The sequence below is a fragment of the Comamonas sp. A23 genome, from assembly GCF_004522605.1.
Classification (GTDB): domain Bacteria; phylum Pseudomonadota; class Gammaproteobacteria; order Burkholderiales; family Burkholderiaceae_C; genus Comamonas; species Comamonas thiooxydans.
This window is the reverse complement of sequence record NZ_RSDT01000003.1, coordinates 544921-565847: the sequence shown is the minus strand read 5'-3', so window position 1 is coordinate 565847 and position 20927 is coordinate 544921. Positions and strand designations below refer to the sequence as shown.

The following is a 20927-nucleotide window of genomic DNA, read 5'->3' as shown; positions in this document are numbered from 1 at the left end:
GCTTGCGGTCGCAACCTCAGCCTCTGGACAGATATGCAGCGGCACCATCGAATCGCAACATCAGCAGCACTCCTACCTGGCAAGCGCATGATCTTTGGGGGCTTCGAGCCTTCAGTCGAAGTGAAGACCTGAGGCCAGCCAGCCTTCGGGCCCCGCTGCCCGTGACCCGCTCAAGCATGCCGGTCATCTCCTTGCTCACACTTGGCCAGTCAAGAGCAGCACTCGCAGCTTGCCTGCAAAAGCATGCCGCCTGCGTCTGGCGAAGATGTCGCATAGCTTAGCGGGGAGCCTGTGATTCGGAGATTGCATTGCTGGCCGCCGAATCAAGGCAGACCTGGCTTTTCGCAGGTGTCTCAACACTCGGTTCACCGGAATGCCAGAAGGCTCTCACAGAATCAAGCATGACGGGCTTTCGCTGCGGCGGCGCTGCCCTGATGCTGCCGAGGCTGATGAATCCGGCCAGATACTCGGTGGACTCGACCCCCAGCTCAGAGCAAAGCAAAACGTCGAAGCAGCGCTCTCCGCTGAGCATGATGGCACCAAAGCCGAGTTGATGCGCGGCATTCAGCAGGTTGCCCAGCGCTGAGCCGGCTGCCAGCCATTGTTCACGCTCCGGCACCCGCATGCGCAGCTTGGGCGAAATGATGAAAGCGAGCAAAGTCGGGCTGCGTGTAGCGTGCTCACGCGCACGCCTGAGGTCCTCACTGGAGGCGAGAGGGTCGCGGCGCAATTTCTCCTGTTCGAATAAATCTGCCAGGCGCGCTCGAGAATCCGCGGGAAACACCAGTACACGCCAAGGATGCAGACCACCATGATCTGGTGCTCTCAACGCCGCCTCGATCATCAGGTCAATCTCCTGGCTATCCGCTCCAGGTGCCTCAAGTCGCTTCGGTGAGACGGAGCGTCGATCCAGAAGAGGGGCAATTGCCTTTCTGCTGTTCGAAACCGCAAATACATGCTTGAGGGTGGAAATGGCCTCCGACAAGCCTTGAGCCCAGACAACGACCTTCTCGCCTTCAGTCGTGAACCCTTGAAAGACTGTCCCGGTTTTCACAAGGGAACAGCCGTACTCGCGTTCGGCTTCTGCCACAGCTTTCTTCAACTGCGCTTGAGAGATTTGGCATGCAATTGCTGCTGCCGCCCAGTCCTGCTCCCGATGGAGGGCCAGAAGGTAGGAAATGTGATCTTGCTTCACTAAAGCCCTCTACTAAACATGATCGTCGCGAAGTACGAACACGGCATTGGTTATTCGAACCAGCTTATGAACGGTGATCTGGGCAAGCCATGTTCGTCATGTCTTTGCACATAAAGCGCACATCTTCGTGAATCAATGTCTTCCCTTGCAAAGCTGCGCGCCTGCTTGCGCAAATCTTTGAGGGGAAGATGTAGCGTTCAGTCTGCAGCCCCTGAATATCGAACCAAAGGACGCAGCATGGGTTTGAGCGGATCAGGCGTGTTGTCCAGCTCGGACAGGGCATCCGCCTGTTCATACAAAGCCGCAGTCACGCCTGGCGAGTACGCCTGGTGCAGGTTGGCCACTTCAAGGCGGGTATACAGAGCAGACGCGATAGCCTTGCGGTGCTCTGGCCGCTCGAGATGGAGCCCCCAGATTGACTCCTCCAACAGTATCTCCAGCACTTGCAGCCGCTCTTCAACGCTGAGCTTTTCGCTTCCCATATAGGTCTCAATTCACATAGGCACAAGAGTTCGGGAGGCCGTGGCAGGTGCAAGCAGGAGGAGCCACTGCGCGCCAACTAGACGAAGCCTGCCTTCGTTATATTCAAGTATATATTACGTAGAAATGAGCCACACGCTGAATATGGTGGGCGAAGATCTGCAGCACTGCTTGCTCATGCTTTGCGAGGAGCAGGCCAGCGTTTCTAGCGGAATTGATGCGACGCACTCAGCGCCCTGCTCCCGTGGTGATGGGGAGTCAATGAGCGATGAGCGTTAAGCGATGAAATTCGTACTTGAGCCTCAGCACGCAGTTCAATGCCATGAGAGATTCTTTGCACTACGCCACTGCGGGCCAGGCAGGATGCCGCAGCGTGCAGGGGCTTGTGCCGCCAGCCTGCCTAGCTGCTGTGGACCAAGGCGACCAGCTTGTCCAGATCTGCTTGACATGCCCTAAGAGCATGTTGCTCGATACGCCTGTACAGAGCAATCACCAGATGCCCCGTTTCAGTGAGCTCCGTACCACCTCCATGAGAGCCTCCCGTCGATGTGATCACCGCCGGCTTATTCAGCGCATGATTGATGCCATCGACCAGCAACCAGGCCCGGCGGTAGGACATGCCCAGGGATTTGGCGGCCGCAGCAATGGATTTGGTTTCGTTAATGGTCTCCAGGAGTTCGATTTTCCCAGGGCCGATGGCAATGATGTCACCGGCCATAACACGCATGCGCAGCTTCACTTGCGGTGAAGCGAGATTAGAGCGTGAAGGTGTATTGGACATGTGGTTTGAAAGCGCAAGATGTGAAGTTACTGAAGGCTCAGCGTAACCACGTCGCCTGGGCGGAACTATTCGGGCACAGCACGAATTATGACGATGGCTGAGGCCTCAAGTCCGAAGCATCAGCGTAGTCAACAGGCTCGGTTCATATGGTCTCAGTGCCAAGAACCGCTGAACATCGAGGCCGATTGCGCGGCAATAGGCCTTCAGCTCTTTTGCGTGAGCCCTGACCGCGGACTTGCCGTGAATCATTTGCTGTATGCGACGACCGCTCGTGACTGCGCAGCCCCCCGGAGTCGTGGCTCGGCTGAGCGCTGTGAAACGATGGCCGAGATGACCGACAGGCCGCAATGTGACCATGAGTAGCTCCAATCGCGGCAAAGCCCTCTCCTGGCACAGGACTGCATCGTGTCGATGTGCGACAGCCGCAAAACCTGCCGTTGTTGTCAATCGACTCTGCGATCTGCCGACTCCAGGGTCTCACTCCATATCGGAACCTGTGACGCCGCATACCGGAGCAAATTGCAGGTTCTGCAACCTCGAGCTTGGCAACCGCGCCCCCTGGTGCCTCTTGACTCCAGGTTGTCGAGAACCAGCAGCCGCCATGAGCTGCGCACACAGACATTAGCTTTAGCATTGGCATGGCTTGTAAACCCAATCCGCCTGCAATAGGCTTTGATACCTCCTGTCAACATCTGTGAAGTGCGCATGGCGGATCATCACAGCCCAGTTCAGGAGGCTCGTCCCTGATGACGCGTGCGATGTCAGCGGCGCAGCGGCGGTGTGTATGGGTCGCGCGCAAGGAGACTCTGATGTCTCATTTCTCGTTCGCTCGCTCGGCCAGCCTCGTCGCGCTGGCAGTGATTCCTATGGCATCCTGGGCCATTCACGGCACCGAAGGTGTCGAGTGGGGAGCACCGCCTCCTGTTCTCGCCAAAGGAGCCAAATTCGCGGTACTCCTGGGTGATCCCAATCAACCCGGCCCCTATGTGGTGCGTCTGTCCGTGCCCGCCGGCTATCGCGTCTTGCCGCATTGGCACAGCCAAGCCGAGAACGTGACCGTCATCTCGGGCACGGTCATGATCGGAATGGGCGACAAGTGGGACTCGAAGGCACTCAAAGTCCAAAAAGCAGGCAGCTTCGGTTCGATTCCGGCCAAGACCAATCACTTCGCCATGTTCAAGGTTCCAACAGTGATCCAGATCCACGGGGAAGGCCCATTCGACCTGAACTACGTCGATCCGGCAGATGATCCGCAGAGGGCGCACAAGTAAACCCAGGTTGCACTCCCAGCGTGCTCTCGGCGGGGCCGCTGGCGTGTTCCCTCGTGCAGACCAAGCGCATCAACAACAGCCATGGCAGATGGCATCGTTCCCGGTCAGCACCGTTGATACAAGGCATTTGACATTCTCATGATGTCAGGGTTGAGACTTGACTCACAACCTTGAAAGGAACATGTAATGACTGCTTTTCGTGTGACCGATATGACATGCGGTGGCTGCGCAGGGCGCATCAAACGATCAATTGTGGCCATGGATGACAAGGCCTGTATCGAGTTTGAGCTTAAGGAGCGAACCGTGCTGATATCGGGAACCGCATCTGACGCCGAGTTTGCAGAAGCCATCCAGGATGCGGGATATACGCCTGAGCTGATTGATCCGACCTCCGCCCAGGCAGGCAATGCAGGCCCAAATACTGCTTGATGCAAATACCGGGCAGCTCATCCCGGTGTTCATGCTGCGGTGGCGATGATGCACCCTCATGAGCTTCGACGACGGCTCGGGTAATGAGGAGACCGATTGAGCCAGGGGTCTCGCCAGAGCGATCGGTTCACCCTCCTGAAGTGCTGGTGCATCCAGCGTGCTCGTCACTTGCCGGAACTCCCGGCGCTTCATACTGCGATTGCAACCCCGGTGATCCTCCATGGATGAAATGAAAGCGGCCTAAAAGGCCAGGCTTTCATTTTGGGAAGCAGACGACAGCATGATCTGGGCATGGATATGGAATGCCACGAGCTGCATTTCGGTCCATTGCCCAGTTTTTTCCTCAAGGTGCCAGAACCAGATCCTTGGTCGTCACACTGTTGGCGGTTGTCAGCGTCACGGCTGGCGCAGTGGTCTGAGTGGTGTAGCCGGCAGCGCTACCCAAGATGTTGTACTTGCCAGCGGCAGCGGTGTCTGCAGTGAAAATCAAAGGCCCGCTTGCGACGTATGGTGCTTTATTGGGAGCCCCAAGTGGAAGAGTCAAGCTGTAGTTTGCATTGGCGGGGTCAACCAAAGTCCATGCAACATCAAGCCTCTGGCCTGCACTCAGCACCTGCTGGGCATTCACATCAGCATCGGTCAAAGGCGTATTGGATGTGTTTGTCACCTTGCCCGCAACAGTCGCCGAAGCAGATGCAGGCAGTGGAATGGGGGCCGTCGATGCGTTGAGCGTGGTGGTACCAGCAGCGATCGAGACAGGAACGCCAGTCACTGCGGCGGTGGTCAGGTTCTGGCCTGCAACGACGACGGTGTAGTTGGTGTTCTCCGGAAGATATGCCAGTACGAACTTGCCTGTGGTGGCATTGGGCACGGTGGCGCGCAAATTGTTGTCCGGGTCACGCGTGGACACCACGATGCTGGAGGCCTGAGCAGGATCCACATAGCCCACAATTGCTGTAGTCAACCGCTTGATGACTGCCACCACGGGTTTGAGGTTGTAGTTGCCTGAGTTACCTGCCTTGACAATGGACTTGCAGGCATCGAAGTCCAGAACCATATCGGCGACCTGGCCGCCGGTGACATTGAAGTTGGCCTTCAGCTTGAAGCCGCTTTGTTGGCCGCTGGGAGTGGTCAGCGCGATCTCGTTGGTAGAGCCCGATAGCACCAGTGCATTGGCCAACGGATTGGCGGATGTCGGGTTGGAAGGATTGTCAGCCAGCACCAAGCGGACTTGCTGGTAGTTGCCAGCCGGTAGCGGTAGCGAACCCAATTCCTGCAGCACGCCATTAGTCAAACCGAGCAGGTCAATGCGCTGGGCAGGAATCGCCAGCTCGCTCCAGCCGGCATCCGTGGCACCTGCAGTAGCGCTCTGATGCACGCGGATTTTAGTGACCGTGACATAGACATGGTCGTAGCCACATGCCGGAGCGTCGGTCATGGCCAGCTTGAGCGTGCCTTGCTGTGGGTTGCTATCGCCACCGCCACCGCCACCGCCACCGCCACCGCCGCCACATGCTGCCAGGCCGGCAGCAATCAAACCCAGACCCGTCCAGCACAAGGCCTTGGCAGACCGGAATCCATGCAAGTTGCTCATACCTTACCTTTTTGAAAACAAAGACAGCGCAATGCTAGGAGTGCCCTTGGATACAGTGTTACGACTCGTAGACCCCGCATTCGAGCCGGTCTATGTGCGGATCCAATCATGCTCTACCTTCGGTAACAAAGCCATTGAAACCAGCCTCCATATGCCACGGTCATCGCCGAAAATAGGGCATGGTCGAGGTGATTCAGGTATGGGAGCTAAGAAGGCTCGGATGCCAAGCCTGCATTCCCGCCATTGAGCAATCATTGATAGAGAAGTACAGACAAAAGCCATGCTGCGCAGCAAATTGGGAACACTGCTGGTGGTCAGTGCGGCACTTTCTTGTGCAGCAGGATTTGCCCTGGATGCCCAGGGCAGCATCGCGAACTTTGAGCTCTGGATAGCTTTGGCAATCCTGCTGCTCCTCAGCGGTGCAGTCCTGATCGTCTTGGGACAGAACGACTAGCCCTTTGAGGCCGAACGACGCTGTTGCCAGCATCAATCGCGACCGTCAGTTCCAGGCCCTGAGCAAAAGAAATAGTGACGTCACCGAGATCTCGCCGATCATTCTCAAGGCACCCTGCAGCTCTCTGTGACATGCGGCAGATCCAAAGGATTCATATGAAGAAAGTGCTAACGCTGGTCGCGACAGCTTTGCTGCTCAGCGGCTGTGTCGTGTATCCGAACGGCTACTACGACGACGGATACAGAAAGCCTCACCCTCATGGGTGCCCACCCGGGCAAGCCAAAAAAGGCAACTGCTAGCACTGAGCCTCGCTGTGTTCAGCCCATATATTGCATGGAACAGTCGAATCTGCCAGCACCTGCAGACATGAATCCATCTACTTGAGCAAGTGACTTTGACGCCTTGATGCAGGCTGCTCACCATGCAGTTGCTTGCGCAGTGACGACTCAGACGTCAACGTGAGCACCCGAACTGGTCTTTCCGCCCAAACCCATCAGATCCGGCCACGGAAAGACTGCACAGGCCAAGCACTCACTGCAGCAACCACTCCGCAAGAATTCGATTCCCGATGCCGGCTTGGTATCCACTCTCACCAGTCAAGCATCGCCGGTCCGCTGAATGCGTCAGCTCGGCGCGAATGCAGACAGTCTGTTGCGTCGGCCAACTCCATGTAGATATTGACTCAACGCACGATCAAAACCGGCATCCGTGCCAAGCGCAAGACTTTGCAAGTCACAGACCCGAGCAGCACGGCTTCTGTTGCCGTTAGCCCGTGGGAGCCGATGCAAATACCGAAGCAGCCAAGAGATTCAGCCAAACCCACGATCGCGATTGCATCATCACCCATGACGACGTGAAGATGCCAGGGGATAAGGGTAGCTGATTCTGCGAGCGCTCGGCGCGCCCTGGCCGTGGCTGCCCAGCCGTATCGACCCAACTCTGTCTCCGCCGCCTCTTTGCTCAACCAGGGTTGCACATTCACGAGCTCAAGCATGCTGCCTTGCCCCATTGCCACCAAACGCGCACCAACGGCAACAGCACGCGAAGAGCATGCAGAGCCGTCCACTGCCACCAGCCAACGTTCGCCGCTGGTGTTTGCACAACTGCATTCGCCTTTCCACGTCAATGAAATCAGCCTGCCAAGGCTATCGCGCCGCTCGAGATCAGGCGCAGGCATCGCTGCATCGCTCATAGAACACTCCTTGAAGATTTTCGGCCTGAGAGCTTCACGCTAAGCAGCACGGAAATCAGGACAATCGAGCCAACAATGAGTAGCGACCAATGCACGGGCATATGAAACCAGGGCATCATCAGCATCTTGCCTCCGATATAGATCAGTACCAGAGCAAGGCCGTACTTGAGCAGGTGAAAGCGTTCGGCCATGTCGGCCAGCAGGAAGTACAGCGCCCTCAAACCCAGTATCGCGAAGATATTGGATGTGAAGACGATAAATGGGTCGGTGGTGACAGCGAAGATGGCCGGAATACTATCCACGGCAAAGACCAGGTCACTCGCTTCAATCATCAGAAGCACCAAGAACATTGGTGTTGCATAAAGCAATCCATCGATGCGTACGAAAAACGACTGGCCGTGAAAGCCTGACGCTATACGCATGTGGCAGCGCAACCAGCGTAGCAGTGGATTCTTTTCCAGATCGGGCTTTTGCTCGGCCATGATCAACATCTTGCCGCCCGTGACCACGAGCAGCAGCCCAAAAACGTAGAGCACCCACTCAAACTCGGAAACGAGCCAGATTCCGCCGAGAATCATTGCTGCCCGCATCACGATCGCTCCAAGAACCCCATACAGCAGCACGCGTCGCTGCAACTCTGGCGGCACAGCGAAGTAGGTAAAGATCATCACGAAGACGAACATGTTGTCTACCGACAATGCCTGCTCGATGAGGTAGCCGGTAAAGAATTCAAGTGCCTTGCGATTGGCAATTTCACGACCTGCGGTAGCGTCCAAATACCACCATAACAACGCGCCGAATGTGGTGGCAAGAGCCATCCAGGTGGCAGTCCAGCTTGCAGCCTCCTTGGCCGATACGCGGTGAGCCCTGTTTCCTCCTAGGACAAATAGATCCAGGCCCAGCATGATGAGCACAAAGACAATGAAGCCGATCCACATCGGGCCGGTTGCCAAGGTTTCGATGTTGTGCATGAAATGGCCCCAAGCGTTTGCTTCTTTTGCCTTGAGATACTGCTTGCACCATGGGCCGCTGACATGCCCCGGCCAACCGCAGAGACAAGGCGAAGCAACGGTGTAGCAAGGGCAGTGCGAGCGGCTCTCAACGTCGCTGTCGAGCTCTTAACTGGAAGCCATCCATAGAGCCACAATGCCCGCTCCGGCACCGACTCCCGCTGGAATACCAATGCGCTCCAGTTTCGAGGCAGGCCCACCCGGGATCACCTCTACAGGCACGCTGGTTCGCTCCAGCACCTGATTCGTCACTGAATTCTCGATAAGACGCACCAAGGAGCTCTTGCGTGCCGTACTCATGACAATCAGGTCGCAATGGAGCCTGCGCGCGACATCCACAATGCAGTCGACCTTGTTCCCGACTTCCGAGTGGACAGCATATGGAATCCCGGCGGCATCCAGCATTCGTCGAGTGGTCAAGAGCGCCGACTCCGTCTGCTCGTGGTGAAACTCCATCCTGTCACTCCTGCTTGAGTAATCGGTGATGAGTTTCGAGAATGGCGGCTGCACGTTCAGAAGATGAATCTCCAGATCTTCGCTCTTCCTGAACTCGTCGATCACGTGACGTATTGCAAACAACGAATTGGCTGATCCGTCTGACGGGACAAGAACTCTCAGCATGGTGCTTCTCCTTTGAGGTGAGCTGCTTGGTGCAGTGACTCACCTGAGTGAATCCTCGTTCAAAGACCGCTTGCGCCTTCTGATTCGAAGGTTCTCTGCCGAGCACTTCTCCTGGCCCTGGACAACACCAACGATAGCGATGCAGCAATTTAATAAAAGCAGATAATTCGGAAGCAATAGCTCCGAAAAGCCGAACAATGAGCCCTGGCTTCAGTTACAGGCACCTTTATTATTTTTGGGTTGTCGCCAAAGAAGGAGGCATGGCCCGTGCTGCCGAGCGCCTGGGCATGGCTGTACAAACTGTTAGCACCCAGGTTCGTGAGCTGGAGCGGTCACTGGGCTATGCACTGCTCAAACCTGCAGGGCGAGGCGTTGTCCTGACAGACGCAGGACTTGCCGCCATGCGACAGGCAGAGCAAATCTTCCAGCTAGGGGAACAGCTGCCTGCGGTAGTGCGTGACGCAGTGGGCATGCCGACCATGCGTTTGATCGTCGGTATCGCCGACGAGTTGCCCGAGCTGGCGGTGCGAAGCCTGATGCAACCTGTGATGCAGGAACCCCATCTTCGACTTTTGTGCTTGGTTGACGAATTCGAGGATTTGCTGGCCGACCTGGCCTTGCATCGACTTGATGTCGTTCTTGCCGACCGGGCAGCTCCTCCAAACCCCAACCTCAAGGTCTATAGCCACTCTCTGGGCTCATCCCCATTGGCCTGGTACGCACCTGCCTCCTTGTTTGCAGCAGCTCGGCAAGACTTTCCGCAGTCTCTGGCCAAAGTTCCCGTACTTCTGCCAACGGCCCATGCGGCAGTGCGCGCAAGGCTTGATCAATGGTTTGAACGAGAATCCATCAAACCGCATGTCATAGGCGAGTTCGAGGACAGTGCACTGCTCAAGACGTTTGGAGCAGCTGGCATGGGTGTCTTTCCAATGGCCAGCTTGGTTCACGAAGACTTGACGACCCGATATGAGGTGAAGCGTTTGGGCGATTGCGAGGGCGTGGAGGAGCACTTCTTCGCGATTGGTGCAAGCAGGAAGGTACTGCATCCGCTGGTGCAAAAGCTTTTTTCGACCAGAGGCTAGATTTCCTCGAAAAGCAAGCGCTCGGCACTATCGGCGAACGAGGTGTGATGAAACTCGCCCCTGCGATCACAAACCGTCTATGGCCGAAATCCCCAAGAGCCATCAAAGCAGACTGTTGTGAAATGTGAAAAAAGCGCTGTGCTGACTTATTCAAGCACAATCTTTACAAGCTCGATATCACCAGTGCAGGTGCTTAGACAATATGAAATCAACTCATTGGTTTGCTATTGATCGTAGTCACTTCTCCAGCATCTCCTATGCAATGCTCTTCGTGGCTGGAGCAATTGCGCTCTCGATGGCGGCGATCTGCGCGGCTGCTCTTTATCAAAGTCGACTGGACACCATGAAGCACGCGGTGGAAACATCGCGTAATGTGGCTCTTCTCGCCGAAAATGATGTGGTTAGAAATCTCGAGCTCTATTCGCTGTCATTGCAGGCCGTGATTGATGGATTGAACGATCCCGAAGTGATGGCGGCATCGCCACATCTGCGCGAAGTTGCCTTGTTCGACAAAGCTGCGACTGCATCCTATTTGGGATCAATTCTGATCTTGGATACCGAGGGAAACATTGCCATCGATGCACAAAAAGTCAACCCGGGCAATGTCAACTTATCTGGCCATGATTTCTTCACCGTACATCGAGAAAATTCAGCCAAGGGACTCTATGTGGGAGATCCATACGCATCGCCGCTACATGGCGGCGCCTTGAGCATTCCCCTGAGCCGTCGGATTTCTCATGCAGACGGCTCTTTCGCAGGCGTAGTGCTGATCGATGTCCAGCTTGAATATTTCAGAAAACTATTTTCCGGGCTATCGCTGGGTGAGAATGGATCGCTCGCATTGATAAGAAAAGATGGTGCGATGATGATGCGCCAACCCTTTGATGCCAAGGTCATAGGGCGCAATATACGAAACGCAAGCACATTCAAGCGGTTCATTGCGGAGCCTGAGGGCAGCTTTTCAGATATTTCCTACCTCGATGGCACTCATCGCCTGTACTATTTCAAGAATCTTCCGAGCTTGCCGTTCATTATCATGGTCGCGAAAGCGCACTCCGATATTTTCACGGCTTGGCGACAACGTGCACTGATCATTGCCTGTCTGATGGGGGTGCTCACAGCGGCCTTTATCGGCTTGTCCTTTGCTTTCGTGACACAGCTCAAGCGACGAATACATGCCGAGTCGGAGCTGGCTCTGCTAGCTCGTACCGATGGGCTGACGGGCTTGAACAACCGCCGCAGACTCGACGAAATGCTGGATCAGGAATGGCACAGGGCAAGACGAAACCATAGTATTTTTTCATTGCTATTCGTCGACATTGACAGGTTCAAGGCCTACAACGACACATACGGACACCAAGCTGGGGATGACGTCATCGCAACCATAGCCAAATGCATTGGTGACAATATTCGCAGGCCGGGAGATATCGCAGCTCGTTACGGAGGCGAGGAGTTCATCGTTGTTTTGCCGGATACGTCTCTAGAGGGCGCTTCATGCCTTGCAGAAAGCATCCGCGCCGCCGTTTCGCAACTCTCTGTCGAGCACTCCGGAAGCGAATTCGGCTACATCACCGTCAGCATTGGTTGTGCGGCATGGGAGCCAGAACACGATGCAGACGTAGCCTCGGTGATCCGTTCGGCCGATGAGGCGCTGTACAAGGCCAAGACGACAGGTCGCAACAAAGTTGTTGTATCCACCAAAAGTCCGGCACAGCGAGTAGCAGACTTTCGGGACACAACGCAAAGCCATAGCCAGTCCCTGATCTGAGTCCGTCATGGAGGCGGCACCGGCGCTGATGTTCGATGAGCACAGGAAAGAATGACGAAAGGTTGCAACGCCGCTCGACAATGTCTGTGTTGCCCTGGCAGCAGCAAAGGCTGCAACGGATCTTGCCGACGGCCAGAAGCTGTCTGTCACAAACTTCAGCTTCTGCGCTGCATTACGATCAACGCGAAAACTGCCACTACGTTCCCAGCGAACCACTCGACCGACATCGAGTTGAGGAGCAGGCTGCATGTGCATTGGCTGCTCAGGTTCCCGGTCGCCACAGGCAATGTTGAAAGGCCATGCTCAGCCTGATTGCTGGAGCGTGATCTGCGCGCTCAAGGGGTCCAGGCTGAGAGCACTGCTGCCACCGGCCCTGCGGGCATTGTGAGTGCGGCGCCAGCTCCGCATCTAACGGTCAATTCAGCAGGAGTGAAGAGATGTCATATATCGATGGTTTCGTGATCGCTGTCCCCACTGCCAACAAGCAGAAGTTCATAGAGCACGCGCGCAAGCTCGACCCGATATTCATCGAGCTGGGCGCAATCAGGGTGATCGAGGCTTGGGGAGATGACGTCCCCGATGGCAAAGTTACCGACTTCCGCCGCTCGGTTCAGGCCACGGCCGAGGAGACGGTGGCTTTTTCATGGGTCGAATGGCCGGACAAGGCCACGCGCGACGCAGCCATGAAGAAGATGATGGAAGACCCACGCATGGACCCATCCGCCCCCGGCAACCCGCCCATGCCCTTCGACGGCAAGCGCATGATCTTTGGGGGTTTCGAGCAAGTCGTCGAAGTGAAGCCCTGAGGTCTGATATTCAGCTCATTGAGCTGTCAGGTTCAAGCCCAGGCGACATCACCCTCTCACCAGTTGCTTGATGCAATGCAGCTTGGTCTCCACCTAGCTGCGCCGGTGATCCCCGCGCCAGCCATGGCATGCCTTGCGTCCAAAGCGCCTGCATGCTGCAGTCGCTCTCATCGCGATGCACAAAGACATCGCCTTTGCGCATCCGGGCATTCTCTCTCGGGCGAGTGATGGGTGTGGTGGGGCGACATGCAGGGGGCTGTGCGTCATGAGCTCCACAAGCCGTGATGGGCAACCGCTACTTATCGCCGTGGGTTGTGCCTGCAATTGCGGCGGTACCGCCGCCCCGGGAATTTGAGTCCGGTGGACTCAGCAAGCAGAAGCAGCCCGCCCTCGCTGGATTGACGCACCGCCTGCCGATACCGGCTATCGCCGCCTCCGGCACAAAGCCGGAGCTGAGCGCTGCCTTGTACTGCGTTCGTTGGTGCTCGATAGCGGGGCTGGACTGCGGCCGCGACACTGATTGATTCAACAATGCCGCCGCAAGCATCTGCCGATTACGCCCTTCGATGACGATGGCACCTGGGCACACATGGACATCCATATGTGGCCAGGGTGCATGTCAATCGTGCTTATTTGGGGGAGAACAGGAAGTTCATCACATCGCCGTCCCTGACGATGTACTCCTTGCCTTCGGCGCGCATCTTGCCGGCATCCTTGGCACCCTGTTCGCCCTTGAAAGCGACGAAGTCTTCAAAGGCAATGGTCTGGGCACGAATGAAACCGCGCTCGAAGTCACCGTGAATCACGCCCGCAGCCTGGGGAGCCGTAGCGCCGACACGCACAGTCCAGGCACGCACTTCCTTTTCACCGGCGGTGAAATAGGTCTGCAGGCCCAGCAGCTTGAAGCCAGCACGGATCAGGCGGTTCAGGCCTGGCTCTTCCAGGCCCAGCTCCTGCAGGAACATATCGCGGTCTTCGTCTTCCATCTCGGCCATCTCGGCCTCGATCTTGGCGCAGATGGCGACCACCGGTGCGCCCTGAGCTTCTGCATATTCCTTGAGACGATCCAGAAAAGGATTGTTTTCAAAGCCGTCTTCGGACACGTTGCCCACAAACATGGCGGGCTTGGCAGTGATCAGGCAGAAAGGCTTGAGCAGGGGCGCATCTTCCTTGGACACCGACACCACACGGGCGGGCTTGCCTTCATTCAGGGCGGCCTGAATGGGAGTCAGCAGTGCCACCAGCTTGGCGGCTTCCTTGTCGTTACCGGACTTGGCGGCCTTGCTATAGCGATTCAGAGCCTTTTCCACCGTGGCCAGGTCGGCCAGGCACAGCTCGGTCTGGATGACTTCGATGTCGGAAATCGGGTCCACCTTGCCCGCCACGTGAATCACGTTGGGATCTTCAAAGCAGCGCACCACGTTGACGATGGCATCGGTTTCACGGATATGGGCCAGGAACTGGTTGCCCAGTCCTTCGCCCTTGGAAGCACCAGCCACCAGGCCGGCGATGTCCACGAATTCCACGATAGCGGGAACGATGCGCTCGGGCTTGACGACCTCGGAGAGCTGATCCAGACGCGGATCGGGCACTTCCACCACGCCGGTGTTGGGCTCGATAGTGCAGAAGGGATAGTTCTCGGCGGCGATGCCGGCCTTGGTCAGCGCGTTGAAAAGAGTGGACTTGCCCACGTTGGGCAGGCCCACGATGCCGCATTTGAGGCTCATGGAAATTCCTTATGTATCAATGCACTACCCGGCACCACACCCATGTGGCGGAAGTGCCCGATCCGCATCGTCGCGAATCCGGTTCTTTTGAAGCGTGACCCATAGGCACTCTGTTCACCCAGAGTTTCGTCCCGGTTTGGCCACGGAAAGCCCCCGATTGTAATGACCCGGCAATCTCTGCTCATCTGCGGTAGATTGCGCCGCTGTTCCGGCCAGAAAGCAAAAAAGCCTGCGCAAAGACAGGCTTGGGAGAAAAAGTCCGGGAAATGTCGGATCAATCAGCGGTCAACGCTGGCGAACTCTGTCGCATGGGGCCAAACAGTTGCTCCAGCCCGGCGGTCTCCTCCAGCCGTCGGAACTGGGATTGCGGACTGCACAGATATTTGGTCATGCAGGGAGTCCGACAGCTGCGCATCAAGGCGGGCACCTTCTGGGCAAACTCCAGCACCCAGTCTCCGGCCTCACAGCCAATATGGCCATGACCGTCCGGCAGACAGAAATCTCTGTCAGGGGCACGAAAAGTCAGGCGAGCGATCTTTCCGGCAAAAGCACTGCTGCCGGTGAGAACCACGAAATCGCCAGATTTGAATTCAGCCATGCCACCCTCCCCTCGTTGCTGCTGCCAATGGCTTATTGGACACTGGTTCTGCTGCATCACTATTACAGGGATGCCCCAAGTCGTTGAGGGTCAAAGGCCTACACCCTCAATCAAAGCGCAGATTGCCCGCCAGTTGCTGGCCCACAGCCAGCTCTGCTGCAGCATCCGCAACGTCCGGCAGACCCAGCACTATGGCATTCATACCAAAAGTAATAGCACCATCCACACGCGGATCTTGGCGATAGATGGAAATTGAATCTCCCACTGCCGTGCCGGGTACGGCGGTTTCGGGGTCTATATCGGGAATCGGGCAGCGCGTACAGGGCTTGCAGGGCAGCAGGCTCAGACCGGGCAACTGGGGCAGATCCAGCTGTTCCACACGATCTTCATCATGGGCCTCGATATCGGCAATCACGATATTCGGACGAAAGCGCCGCGCATCGACAGCTGCCTCACCAGTCTGCGTCAGTCGCTGATTGAGCTCGTCCACGGCCGACTGGCTGAGCAGCAGCAAAGGGTAGCCGTCGGCAAAATGCACCGGAGCATCGCCATCGCCCACCCAGCGTTCGCTGGCCCGGCGCGGTTGCGAACCATCAAAGCGCACCAGATGGCAGTCCTGCGCCAGAGCCCGGCTCAGCCAGCTGCGTGCAGGCGCGGCCCATTCGCCGAGGTCCCAGGCATCGACCGTGTCCTTCCAGACCCGCGCACGGCATTTGTTGCCCTGTACCAGCAAAGGAATCTGCAAGCTGTCCATACCCGGAAAATGCAGCAGCAAGTATTCGTCCGTAATCTCGGGCCTGATCAGCGCCATGCGCGGATGACTGCGCTGGGTCAAGAAATCGCCATTGGCATCGACCACCATCCAGTGCCTGTCCCATTGCAGGCCATGGCGCGAGAGCGCGGCCTTCGGCACGGCAATACCGGCGCAGGATTTGACAGGGTAGATCCACAGTTCGGCAATCCGGCCCTGCACGTCATAGGCGGTGTCGGTCATCACATCTCCTTCGATTACGGATTCATCTCTCATTTTGCCCTCTAGTCCCTGCCTGACCTGCACAGCCCGCTATCAACAACATAGTTGGCTGCGGTCGACGACCGCATGGCATGAGGTTTCCTCTATGGGCGCAGGCCCTGTCCGCGCCTCCTACAATGCCGGACATGGCGCAAACCTTTGATGTATGTATTCGTGGAGCCGGCATTGTGGGCCGGACCTTGGCTCTTTTGCTGGCGCGTGAGCGTCTGCGTGTGGCGCTGGTGGCGCCGCCACAGCCTCGATCCCCGCAACAAAAGGATGTGCGCGCCTATGCGCTCAATGCCAGTTCCAGGACTGTGCTGCAGTCGTTGCGCTGCTGGCCTGACGACGAGGATGCCACACCCGTGGTCGGCATGCAGGTGTTTGGCGATCTGGACGGCCAGGTCCAGTTCGATGCAGCTTCTCAGGAAGTGCCGGCACTGGCCTGGATCGTCGATGTCCCCGCGCTGGAGCAGCGCCTGGCCGAGGCCGTGCGCTATCAACCCCAGGTGGAAATCGTCAAGGAGCCGGTGGAAGCCGCACTCACCGCCGTCTGCGAAGGCCGCTCCAGCAGCACGCGTACCGAATTCGGCGTGGAGTTCTCCGTCACGCCCTACTCCCAGCACGCCATTGCCACCCGGTTGAGCTGTGAGCTGCCGCATGGCGGCATTGCACGCCAGTGGTTCACGCCGGAAGGGATCCTGGCCTTTCTGCCCATGGGCGGTCCCGACGGTCACGAAGTGGCCGTTGTCTGGTCGCTGGAGCAATCGCTGGTGCCTGACTGGCTGGAAAGCGACGAAGAAAGTTTTACCACTCGCCTGCAGTCCATCAGCCAGGATGCGCTGGGCCAGCTGGAGCTGGTGGCCGAGCGCGCCACCTGGCCTCTGCAGCAGGCCGTGGCCGACCGCTGGTGCGGACCGCTGGACAGGAACAGTCAACAAAGCTGGGTGCTGGCGGGTGACGCCGCCCACAACGTCCACCCGCTGGCCGGCCAGGGTCTGAACCTGGGCCTGGGCGATGTGCAGACTCTGGCACGCATCCTTCAGGAGCGCGACTACTGGCGCAGCCCCGCCGATCTGAAGCTGCTGCGCCAGTACGAGCGTGAGCGCAAGGCATCTCTGGCCCCCATGGGCCTGGCCATGGACGGTCTGCAGCAGCTGTTTGCCCGTCCCGAAGTGCCTGTGCAGATGCTGCGCAACTGGGGCATGAAAGGCTTTGAGCGCAGCGGCCTGCTCAAGTCCTGGATGGCCAAGCAGGCCATGGGTCTGCTCTGAGAAGACGGCTCAGGGAACCCTTGACTCAGTCCGTACTCCAAGCAACAGCCCTGCCGTCCATGCATAGTGGATGGCAGCCGACCTCATTCTTTCCACGCTGCAGCGCGCTGCAGCCCACGACATCTTCCATGAAACTTGTTGCCTGCCTGCTGGCCACCGCCAGCCTGACCTTCGGCCTGAGCGTGCATGCCCAGGATGCCAACCTCAAGAAGACGCTGACCGAGCGCATTCCCCAGCTCGAGAAAATCGACGAGGTGCGCTCCACCCCCATGAGCGGCCTGTACGAAGTACGCGTGGGCACGGACATCTTCTACACCGATGCCAAGGGCAACTATCTGATTCAGGGCGAGCTGATCGACACCAAGGCGCGCCGCAATCTGACCGAAGACCGCATGACCCAGCTCACGGCCGTGGACTTCAAACAGTTGCCCATCAAGGACGCCATCACCATCGTGCATGGCAAGGGCGAGCGCAAGATGGCCGTGTTTGAAGACCCGAACTGCGGCTACTGCAAGCGCTTCGAAAAAGACCTGCAAAGCGTGGACAACGTCACCATCTACCTCTTCCTCTACCCCATCCTGAGCCCGGACTCGGCCGAGAAGTCGCGCAATATCTGGTGCGCCAAGGATCAGGCCAAGGCCTGGCATGAGCAGATGCTGAACAGCAAGAACGCACCAGCCGCCCAGTGCGACCCCGCCGCCATCCAGCGCAATCTGGCTTTCGGCCGCAAGTACAAGATCACCGGCACGCCCACCGTGATTTTTTCCAACAATGTGCGTGTGCCCGGCGCCATCTCGGCTGCCGAGGTCGAAAAGCACCTGGCCGCCGCCAAGTAATCCCCGTCTCATTGCCGGAGCAGCGTGCCTCTGATGAAGTTTCAGGCACGCTGCGATAGGTTCGCATGCTCCGGCCCGCATTTCTGGAGCTGCCATGACCTCTGCCCCCAATGCCTCCGGCATTCGCCCCGACATCCACTTTGCCGTGCAGGCCAGCGCGGTGGAAGCCCATCTTTTCGATGTGCAGCTGCATATCGCCCAGCCTGCGGCGCAGCAGCTGCTGTCGCTGCCGGTGTGGATTCCGGGCAGCTATCTGGTGCGCGAGTTCTCCAAGAATCTGCAGGGCTTGAAGGCCACGCAGAACGGTGAGCCCGTGACCGTGCAACAGCTCAGCAAGAATCAATGGAAAATCGCCTGTAACGCTGATTCAGCATGCGTTATCAGCTATCAGGTTTGCGCCTATGACACCTCGGTGCGCACAGCCTGGCTGGATCGCCGGCGTGGCTTCTTCAACGGCACCAGCCTGTGCCTGCGCGTGCATGGCCAGGAAGAGCGTCCCCATGCGCTGGAGCTGATCGGCAGCCCCGCCACCGAGGGCTGGCAGGTGGCCACCGGCCTGACGCCCGCGCAAGTCGATGCCAACGGCTTCGGCCTCTACACGGCAGCCCACTACGACGAGCTGGTGGACTGCCCCGTGGAGATGGGGCGCTTCTGGCGCGGCAGCTTTGAGGTCGACGGCGTGCCCCACGAGTTCGTGGTGGCCGGTGCCGCACCCAGCTTTGATGGCGAGCGCCTGCTCGCCGATACGAAAAAGATCTGCGAGGCCGAGATCGCCTTCTGGCATGCCGACGGCAGCCAGCCGCCCATGGATCGCTATGTCTTCATGCTCAATGTGGTGGATGACAACTATGGCGGCCTCGAACACCGCAACAGCACGGCGCTGATCTGCGGCCGCCGCGATCTGCCGCGCAAGGGAGAGGCCAAGGCCGGCGAGGGCTACAACACCCTGCTGGGCCTGATCAGCCACGAGTACTTCCACACCTGGAACGTCAAGCGCCTGCGCCCGGCCGAACTGGCCAGCTACGACTACGAGCAGGAGAACTACACCGAGCTGCTGTGGTTCTTTGAAGGCTTTACCAGCTACTACGACGATCTGTTCCTGCGCCGTGCCGGGCTGCTGGACAACAGCCAGTACCTCAAGCTCGTCACACGCACCATCAACCAGGTGCTGCAGACGCCGGGCCGCCTGGTGCAATCCGTGGCCGAGGCCAGCTTCGACGCCTGGGTCAAGTACTACCGCCAGGATGAGAACACCGCCAATCACACGGTCAGCTACTACACCAAGGGCTCGCTGGTCGCTCTGTGCCTCGATCTGGCCCTGCGCGCCCACGGCAAGAGCAACCTGGACGATGTGATGCGCGGCCTGTGGCGCTGCAGTGAAGGCGGCCCCATCAGCGAAGCCGATGTACTGGCCGTGGTCAGCGAAGTGGGCAACCCCGAGATTGCCGGACAGCTACAAACCTGGGTGCATTCCACCGAGGACCTGCCGCTGCGCGAGCTGCTGGCCCGGCATGGCATCAAGAGCAGGGCCGAGCCCGCACAGCTGGCGCAGAAACTGGGTCTGCGCGTCCAGGAAAACCATAGCGTGCAGATCAAGACCGTGCTGCGCGGTGGCGCTGCCGAGCAGGCCGGCATGATGGCTGGAGATGAGTGGCTGGCCGTCGAGGCCGATGGTCAGCGCTGGCGCATCAGCAAACTGGACGATGTGCAGTTGTACGCGGCCGGCTCCAATCAGCTCACGGCCTGGGTGGCACGCGACCAGCAGATCCTGCAGCTGACGCTGAACCCGGGCGGCCTGCTCGCCAAAGCCGCCAGCGAGGATGCAGATAGCGCCAGCCCCATCAGCAATCTGGGGCTGGAAATCAGCGACAAGGCCGCCGCAGAGCGCTGGCTGACGGGCATTGCGGCCTGAGCCCGGCCCCAAAGTGGCGCTGCAGCGCGACAGCTGGCAGCCAGACTCAGCGGTTATTCTTGACAGCAGCCATTCATTCTTTAGCAGGAGACAAACTTGGCCTACGAAACTATCGAAGTCCGCGTGGAAGCGGACAAAGTCGGCGTCATCACGCTGAACCGTCCCAAGCAGCTCAATGCCCTGAACGACCAGCTCATGGACGAACTGGGCGATGCGCTCAGGAAGTTCGATGCCGACAAGAGCATTGGCTGCATGATCATTACCGGCAGCGAACGCGCCTTTGCCGCCGGTGCCGACATCGGTGCCATGGCCAAGTACAGCTTTGCCGACGCCTATGGCGGCGACTACATCACGCGCAACTGGGAAACCATTCGCAGCATCCGCAAGCCCGTGATTGCCGCCGTCAGCGGCTTTGCCCTGGGCGGCGGCTGCGAGTTGGCCATGATGTGCGACTTCATCATCGCTGCCGATAACGCCAAGTTCGGCCAGCCCGAGATCAAGCTGGGCGTGATTCCCGGTGCCGGTGGTACACAGCGCCTGCCGCGCGCCGTGGGCAAATCCAAGGCCATGGACATGGCTCTGACCGCCCGCATGATGGATGCCAGCGAGGCCGAGCGCGCCGGCCTGGTCAGCCGCGTCGTGCCTTTTGACAAGCTGATGGAAGAAACTCTGGGTGCGGCCATCATCATCAGCGGCTTCTCTCAGCTGGCCGTGATGGCTGCCAAGGAATCCGTGAACCGTGCATTCGAGAGCGGCCTGTCCGATGGCGTGATGTTCGAGCGCCGCCTGTTCCATGCCCTGTTTGCCACCCAGGACCAGAAGGAAGGCATGGACGCGTTTGTGAACAAGCGCCCCGCGAACTTCACCCATCAGTAAGCACCAGAT

Annotated in this window: 20 protein-coding genes; 10 read left to right on the top strand and 10 right to left on the bottom strand. The window is 58.3% G+C overall.

The window, feature by feature from the left end; genetic code table 11:
* Positions 1-277: 277 nt before the first annotated feature.
* From EIC84_RS10860 to EIC84_RS10850, 3 genes are all read right to left on the bottom strand, one after another.
* Positions 278-1195, bottom strand: coding sequence for a nitroreductase (locus EIC84_RS10860; RefSeq protein WP_003071097.1), 918 nt, complete (start codon positions 1193-1195; stop codon positions 278-280).
* Positions 1196-1392: 197 nt separating this feature from the next.
* Positions 1393-1677, bottom strand: coding sequence for a hypothetical protein (locus tag EIC84_RS10855; RefSeq protein ID WP_003071094.1), 285 nt, complete (start codon positions 1675-1677; stop codon positions 1393-1395).
* 398 nt (positions 1678-2075) lie between these two features.
* Positions 2076-2393, bottom strand: coding sequence for a winged helix-turn-helix domain-containing protein (locus EIC84_RS10850; RefSeq protein WP_003071090.1), 318 nt, complete (start codon positions 2391-2393; stop codon positions 2076-2078).
* Positions 2394-3265: 872 nt separating this feature from the next.
* Between EIC84_RS10850 and EIC84_RS10845 the strand changes: the two genes are divergently transcribed.
* Complete coding sequence (locus EIC84_RS10845; protein ID WP_003071084.1) at positions 3266-3727, top strand: cupin domain-containing protein; 462 nt, start codon at positions 3266-3268, stop codon at positions 3725-3727.
* 186 nt (positions 3728-3913) lie between these two features.
* Positions 3914-4156 (top strand): heavy-metal-associated domain-containing protein, encoded by a 243-nt coding sequence (locus EIC84_RS10840; protein ID WP_003071081.1) that lies wholly within the window; start codon positions 3914-3916, stop codon positions 4154-4156.
* A 343-nt stretch (positions 4157-4499) separates the two neighbouring features.
* Here EIC84_RS10840 and EIC84_RS10835 read toward each other — a convergent pair whose 3' ends face one another.
* Complete coding sequence (locus tag EIC84_RS10835) at positions 4500-5750, bottom strand: DUF4382 domain-containing protein (RefSeq protein ID WP_003071078.1); 1251 nt, start codon at positions 5748-5750, stop codon at positions 4500-4502.
* Between the two features lie 280 nt (positions 5751-6030).
* Between EIC84_RS10835 and EIC84_RS25965 the strand changes: the two genes are divergently transcribed.
* The gene (locus EIC84_RS25965) at positions 6031-6204 is read left to right on the top strand and encodes a hypothetical protein (protein ID WP_003071077.1); all 174 of its coding nucleotides are present in this window, start codon (positions 6031-6033) and stop codon (positions 6202-6204) included.
* Between the two features lie 682 nt (positions 6205-6886).
* Here the strand turns inward: EIC84_RS25965 and EIC84_RS10830 are convergent.
* The 3 genes from EIC84_RS10830 to EIC84_RS10820 all read right to left on the bottom strand — a co-directional run bounded on the left by EIC84_RS10830 (position 6887) and on the right by EIC84_RS10820 (position 9027).
* On the bottom strand, positions 6887-7396 hold the full coding sequence (locus EIC84_RS10830) for a universal stress protein (protein WP_003071073.1): 510 nt from the start codon (positions 7394-7396) through the stop codon (positions 6887-6889).
* A complete protein-coding gene (locus EIC84_RS10825) occupies positions 7393-8367 on the bottom strand; it encodes a TerC family protein (protein ID WP_003071071.1) in 975 nt (324 codons plus the stop codon). The genes EIC84_RS10830 and EIC84_RS10825 overlap by 4 nt, the downstream gene beginning before the upstream one ends.
* A 147-nt stretch (positions 8368-8514) precedes the next feature.
* Positions 8515-9027, bottom strand: coding sequence for a universal stress protein (locus tag EIC84_RS10820; RefSeq protein WP_003071068.1), 513 nt, complete (start codon positions 9025-9027; stop codon positions 8515-8517).
* A 197-nt stretch (positions 9028-9224) separates the two neighbouring features.
* Here EIC84_RS10820 and EIC84_RS10815 point away from each other — a divergent pair, with 197 nt between their 5' ends.
* The 3 genes from EIC84_RS10815 to EIC84_RS10805 all read left to right on the top strand — a co-directional run bounded on the left by EIC84_RS10815 (position 9225) and on the right by EIC84_RS10805 (position 12683).
* Positions 9225-10109, top strand: a complete 885-nt coding sequence (locus tag EIC84_RS10815; protein WP_003071066.1) for a LysR family transcriptional regulator — start codon at positions 9225-9227, stop codon at positions 10107-10109.
* 202 nt (positions 10110-10311) lie between these two features.
* Positions 10312-11877: a sensor domain-containing diguanylate cyclase gene (locus EIC84_RS10810; protein WP_034363538.1), complete on the top strand. Its 1566-nt coding sequence runs from the start codon at positions 10312-10314 to the stop codon at positions 11875-11877.
* Between the two features lie 437 nt (positions 11878-12314).
* Complete coding sequence (locus EIC84_RS10805; RefSeq protein ID WP_003071059.1) at positions 12315-12683, top strand: DUF1428 domain-containing protein; 369 nt, start codon at positions 12315-12317, stop codon at positions 12681-12683.
* Positions 12684-13312: 629 nt separating this feature from the next.
* Here EIC84_RS10805 and ychF read toward each other — a convergent pair.
* From ychF to EIC84_RS10790, 3 genes are all read right to left on the bottom strand, one after another.
* Positions 13313-14410 carry a redox-regulated ATPase YchF gene (gene ychF / locus EIC84_RS10800; protein ID WP_003071057.1) on the bottom strand — a complete coding sequence of 366 codons (1098 nt, stop codon included), beginning with the start codon at positions 14408-14410 and terminating at the stop codon, positions 13313-13315.
* Between the two features lie 274 nt (positions 14411-14684).
* Positions 14685-15008, bottom strand: a complete 324-nt coding sequence (locus EIC84_RS10795; RefSeq protein ID WP_003071054.1) for a hypothetical protein — start codon at positions 15006-15008, stop codon at positions 14685-14687.
* Between the two features lie 106 nt (positions 15009-15114).
* A complete protein-coding gene (locus tag EIC84_RS10790) occupies positions 15115-16002 on the bottom strand; it encodes an MOSC domain-containing protein (RefSeq protein WP_003071051.1) in 888 nt (295 codons plus the stop codon).
* A 164-nt stretch (positions 16003-16166) separates the two neighbouring features.
* Between EIC84_RS10790 and EIC84_RS10785 the strand changes: the two genes are divergently transcribed.
* The 4 genes from EIC84_RS10785 (at position 16167) to EIC84_RS10770 (ending at position 20918) form a co-directional block, all read left to right on the top strand.
* The gene (locus tag EIC84_RS10785) at positions 16167-17294 is read left to right on the top strand and encodes an FAD-dependent monooxygenase (RefSeq protein WP_003071048.1); all 1128 of its coding nucleotides are present in this window, start codon (positions 16167-16169) and stop codon (positions 17292-17294) included.
* 128 nt (positions 17295-17422) lie between these two features.
* Positions 17423-18130: a DsbC family protein gene (locus EIC84_RS10780; protein ID WP_003071046.1), complete on the top strand. Its 708-nt coding sequence runs from the start codon at positions 17423-17425 to the stop codon at positions 18128-18130.
* A gap of 94 nt (positions 18131-18224) precedes the next feature.
* Positions 18225-20042, top strand: a complete 1818-nt coding sequence (locus EIC84_RS10775) for a M61 family metallopeptidase (protein WP_003071043.1) — start codon at positions 18225-18227, stop codon at positions 20040-20042.
* Positions 20043-20138: 96 nt separating this feature from the next.
* A complete protein-coding gene (locus tag EIC84_RS10770) occupies positions 20139-20918 on the top strand; it encodes an enoyl-CoA hydratase (RefSeq protein ID WP_003071040.1) in 780 nt (259 codons plus the stop codon).
* The last annotated feature ends 9 nt before the right edge of the window (positions 20919-20927 follow it).

Bases quoted from the DNA above. Each gene is read 5' to 3' on its own strand.
- EIC84_RS10855 (WP_003071094.1), bottom strand. From the start codon at position 1,677: ATGGGAAGCGAAAAGCTCAGCGTTGAAGAGCGGCTGCAAGTGCTGGAG.
- EIC84_RS10845 (WP_003071084.1), top strand. From the start codon at position 3,266: ATGTCTCATTTCTCGTTCGCTCGCTCGGCCAGCCTCGTCGCGCTGGCA.
- EIC84_RS10835 (WP_003071078.1), bottom strand. From the start codon at position 5,750: ATGAGCAACTTGCATGGATTCCGGTCTGCCAAGGCCTTGTGCTGGACG.
- EIC84_RS10785 (WP_003071048.1), top strand. From the start codon at position 16,167: ATGGCGCAAACCTTTGATGTATGTATTCGTGGAGCCGGCATTGTGGGC.
- EIC84_RS10850 (WP_003071090.1), bottom strand. From the start codon at position 2,393: ATGGCCGGTGACATCATTGCCATCGGCCCTGGGAAAATCGAACTCCTG.
- EIC84_RS10805 (WP_003071059.1), top strand. From the start codon at position 12,315: ATGTCATATATCGATGGTTTCGTGATCGCTGTCCCCACTGCCAACAAG.
- EIC84_RS10840 (WP_003071081.1), top strand. From the start codon at position 3,914: ATGACTGCTTTTCGTGTGACCGATATGACATGCGGTGGCTGCGCAGGG.
- EIC84_RS10780 (WP_003071046.1), top strand. From the start codon at position 17,423: ATGAAACTTGTTGCCTGCCTGCTGGCCACCGCCAGCCTGACCTTCGGC.
- EIC84_RS10795 (WP_003071054.1), bottom strand. From the start codon at position 15,008: ATGGCTGAATTCAAATCTGGCGATTTCGTGGTTCTCACCGGCAGCAGT.
- EIC84_RS10790 (WP_003071051.1), bottom strand. From the start codon at position 16,002: ATGACCGACACCGCCTATGACGTGCAGGGCCGGATTGCCGAACTGTGG.
- EIC84_RS10830 (WP_003071073.1), bottom strand. From the start codon at position 7,396: ATGAGCGATGCAGCGATGCCTGCGCCTGATCTCGAGCGGCGCGATAGC.
- EIC84_RS25965 (WP_003071077.1), top strand. From the start codon at position 6,031: ATGCTGCGCAGCAAATTGGGAACACTGCTGGTGGTCAGTGCGGCACTT.
- EIC84_RS10775 (WP_003071043.1), top strand. From the start codon at position 18,225: ATGACCTCTGCCCCCAATGCCTCCGGCATTCGCCCCGACATCCACTTT.
- EIC84_RS10815 (WP_003071066.1), top strand. From the start codon at position 9,225: ATGAGCCCTGGCTTCAGTTACAGGCACCTTTATTATTTTTGGGTTGTC.
- EIC84_RS10810 (WP_034363538.1), top strand. From the start codon at position 10,312: ATGAAATCAACTCATTGGTTTGCTATTGATCGTAGTCACTTCTCCAGC.
- EIC84_RS10825 (WP_003071071.1), bottom strand. From the start codon at position 8,367: ATGCACAACATCGAAACCTTGGCAACCGGCCCGATGTGGATCGGCTTC.
- EIC84_RS10820 (WP_003071068.1), bottom strand. From the start codon at position 9,027: ATGCTGAGAGTTCTTGTCCCGTCAGACGGATCAGCCAATTCGTTGTTT.
- ychF (WP_003071057.1), bottom strand. From the start codon at position 14,410: ATGAGCCTCAAATGCGGCATCGTGGGCCTGCCCAACGTGGGCAAGTCC.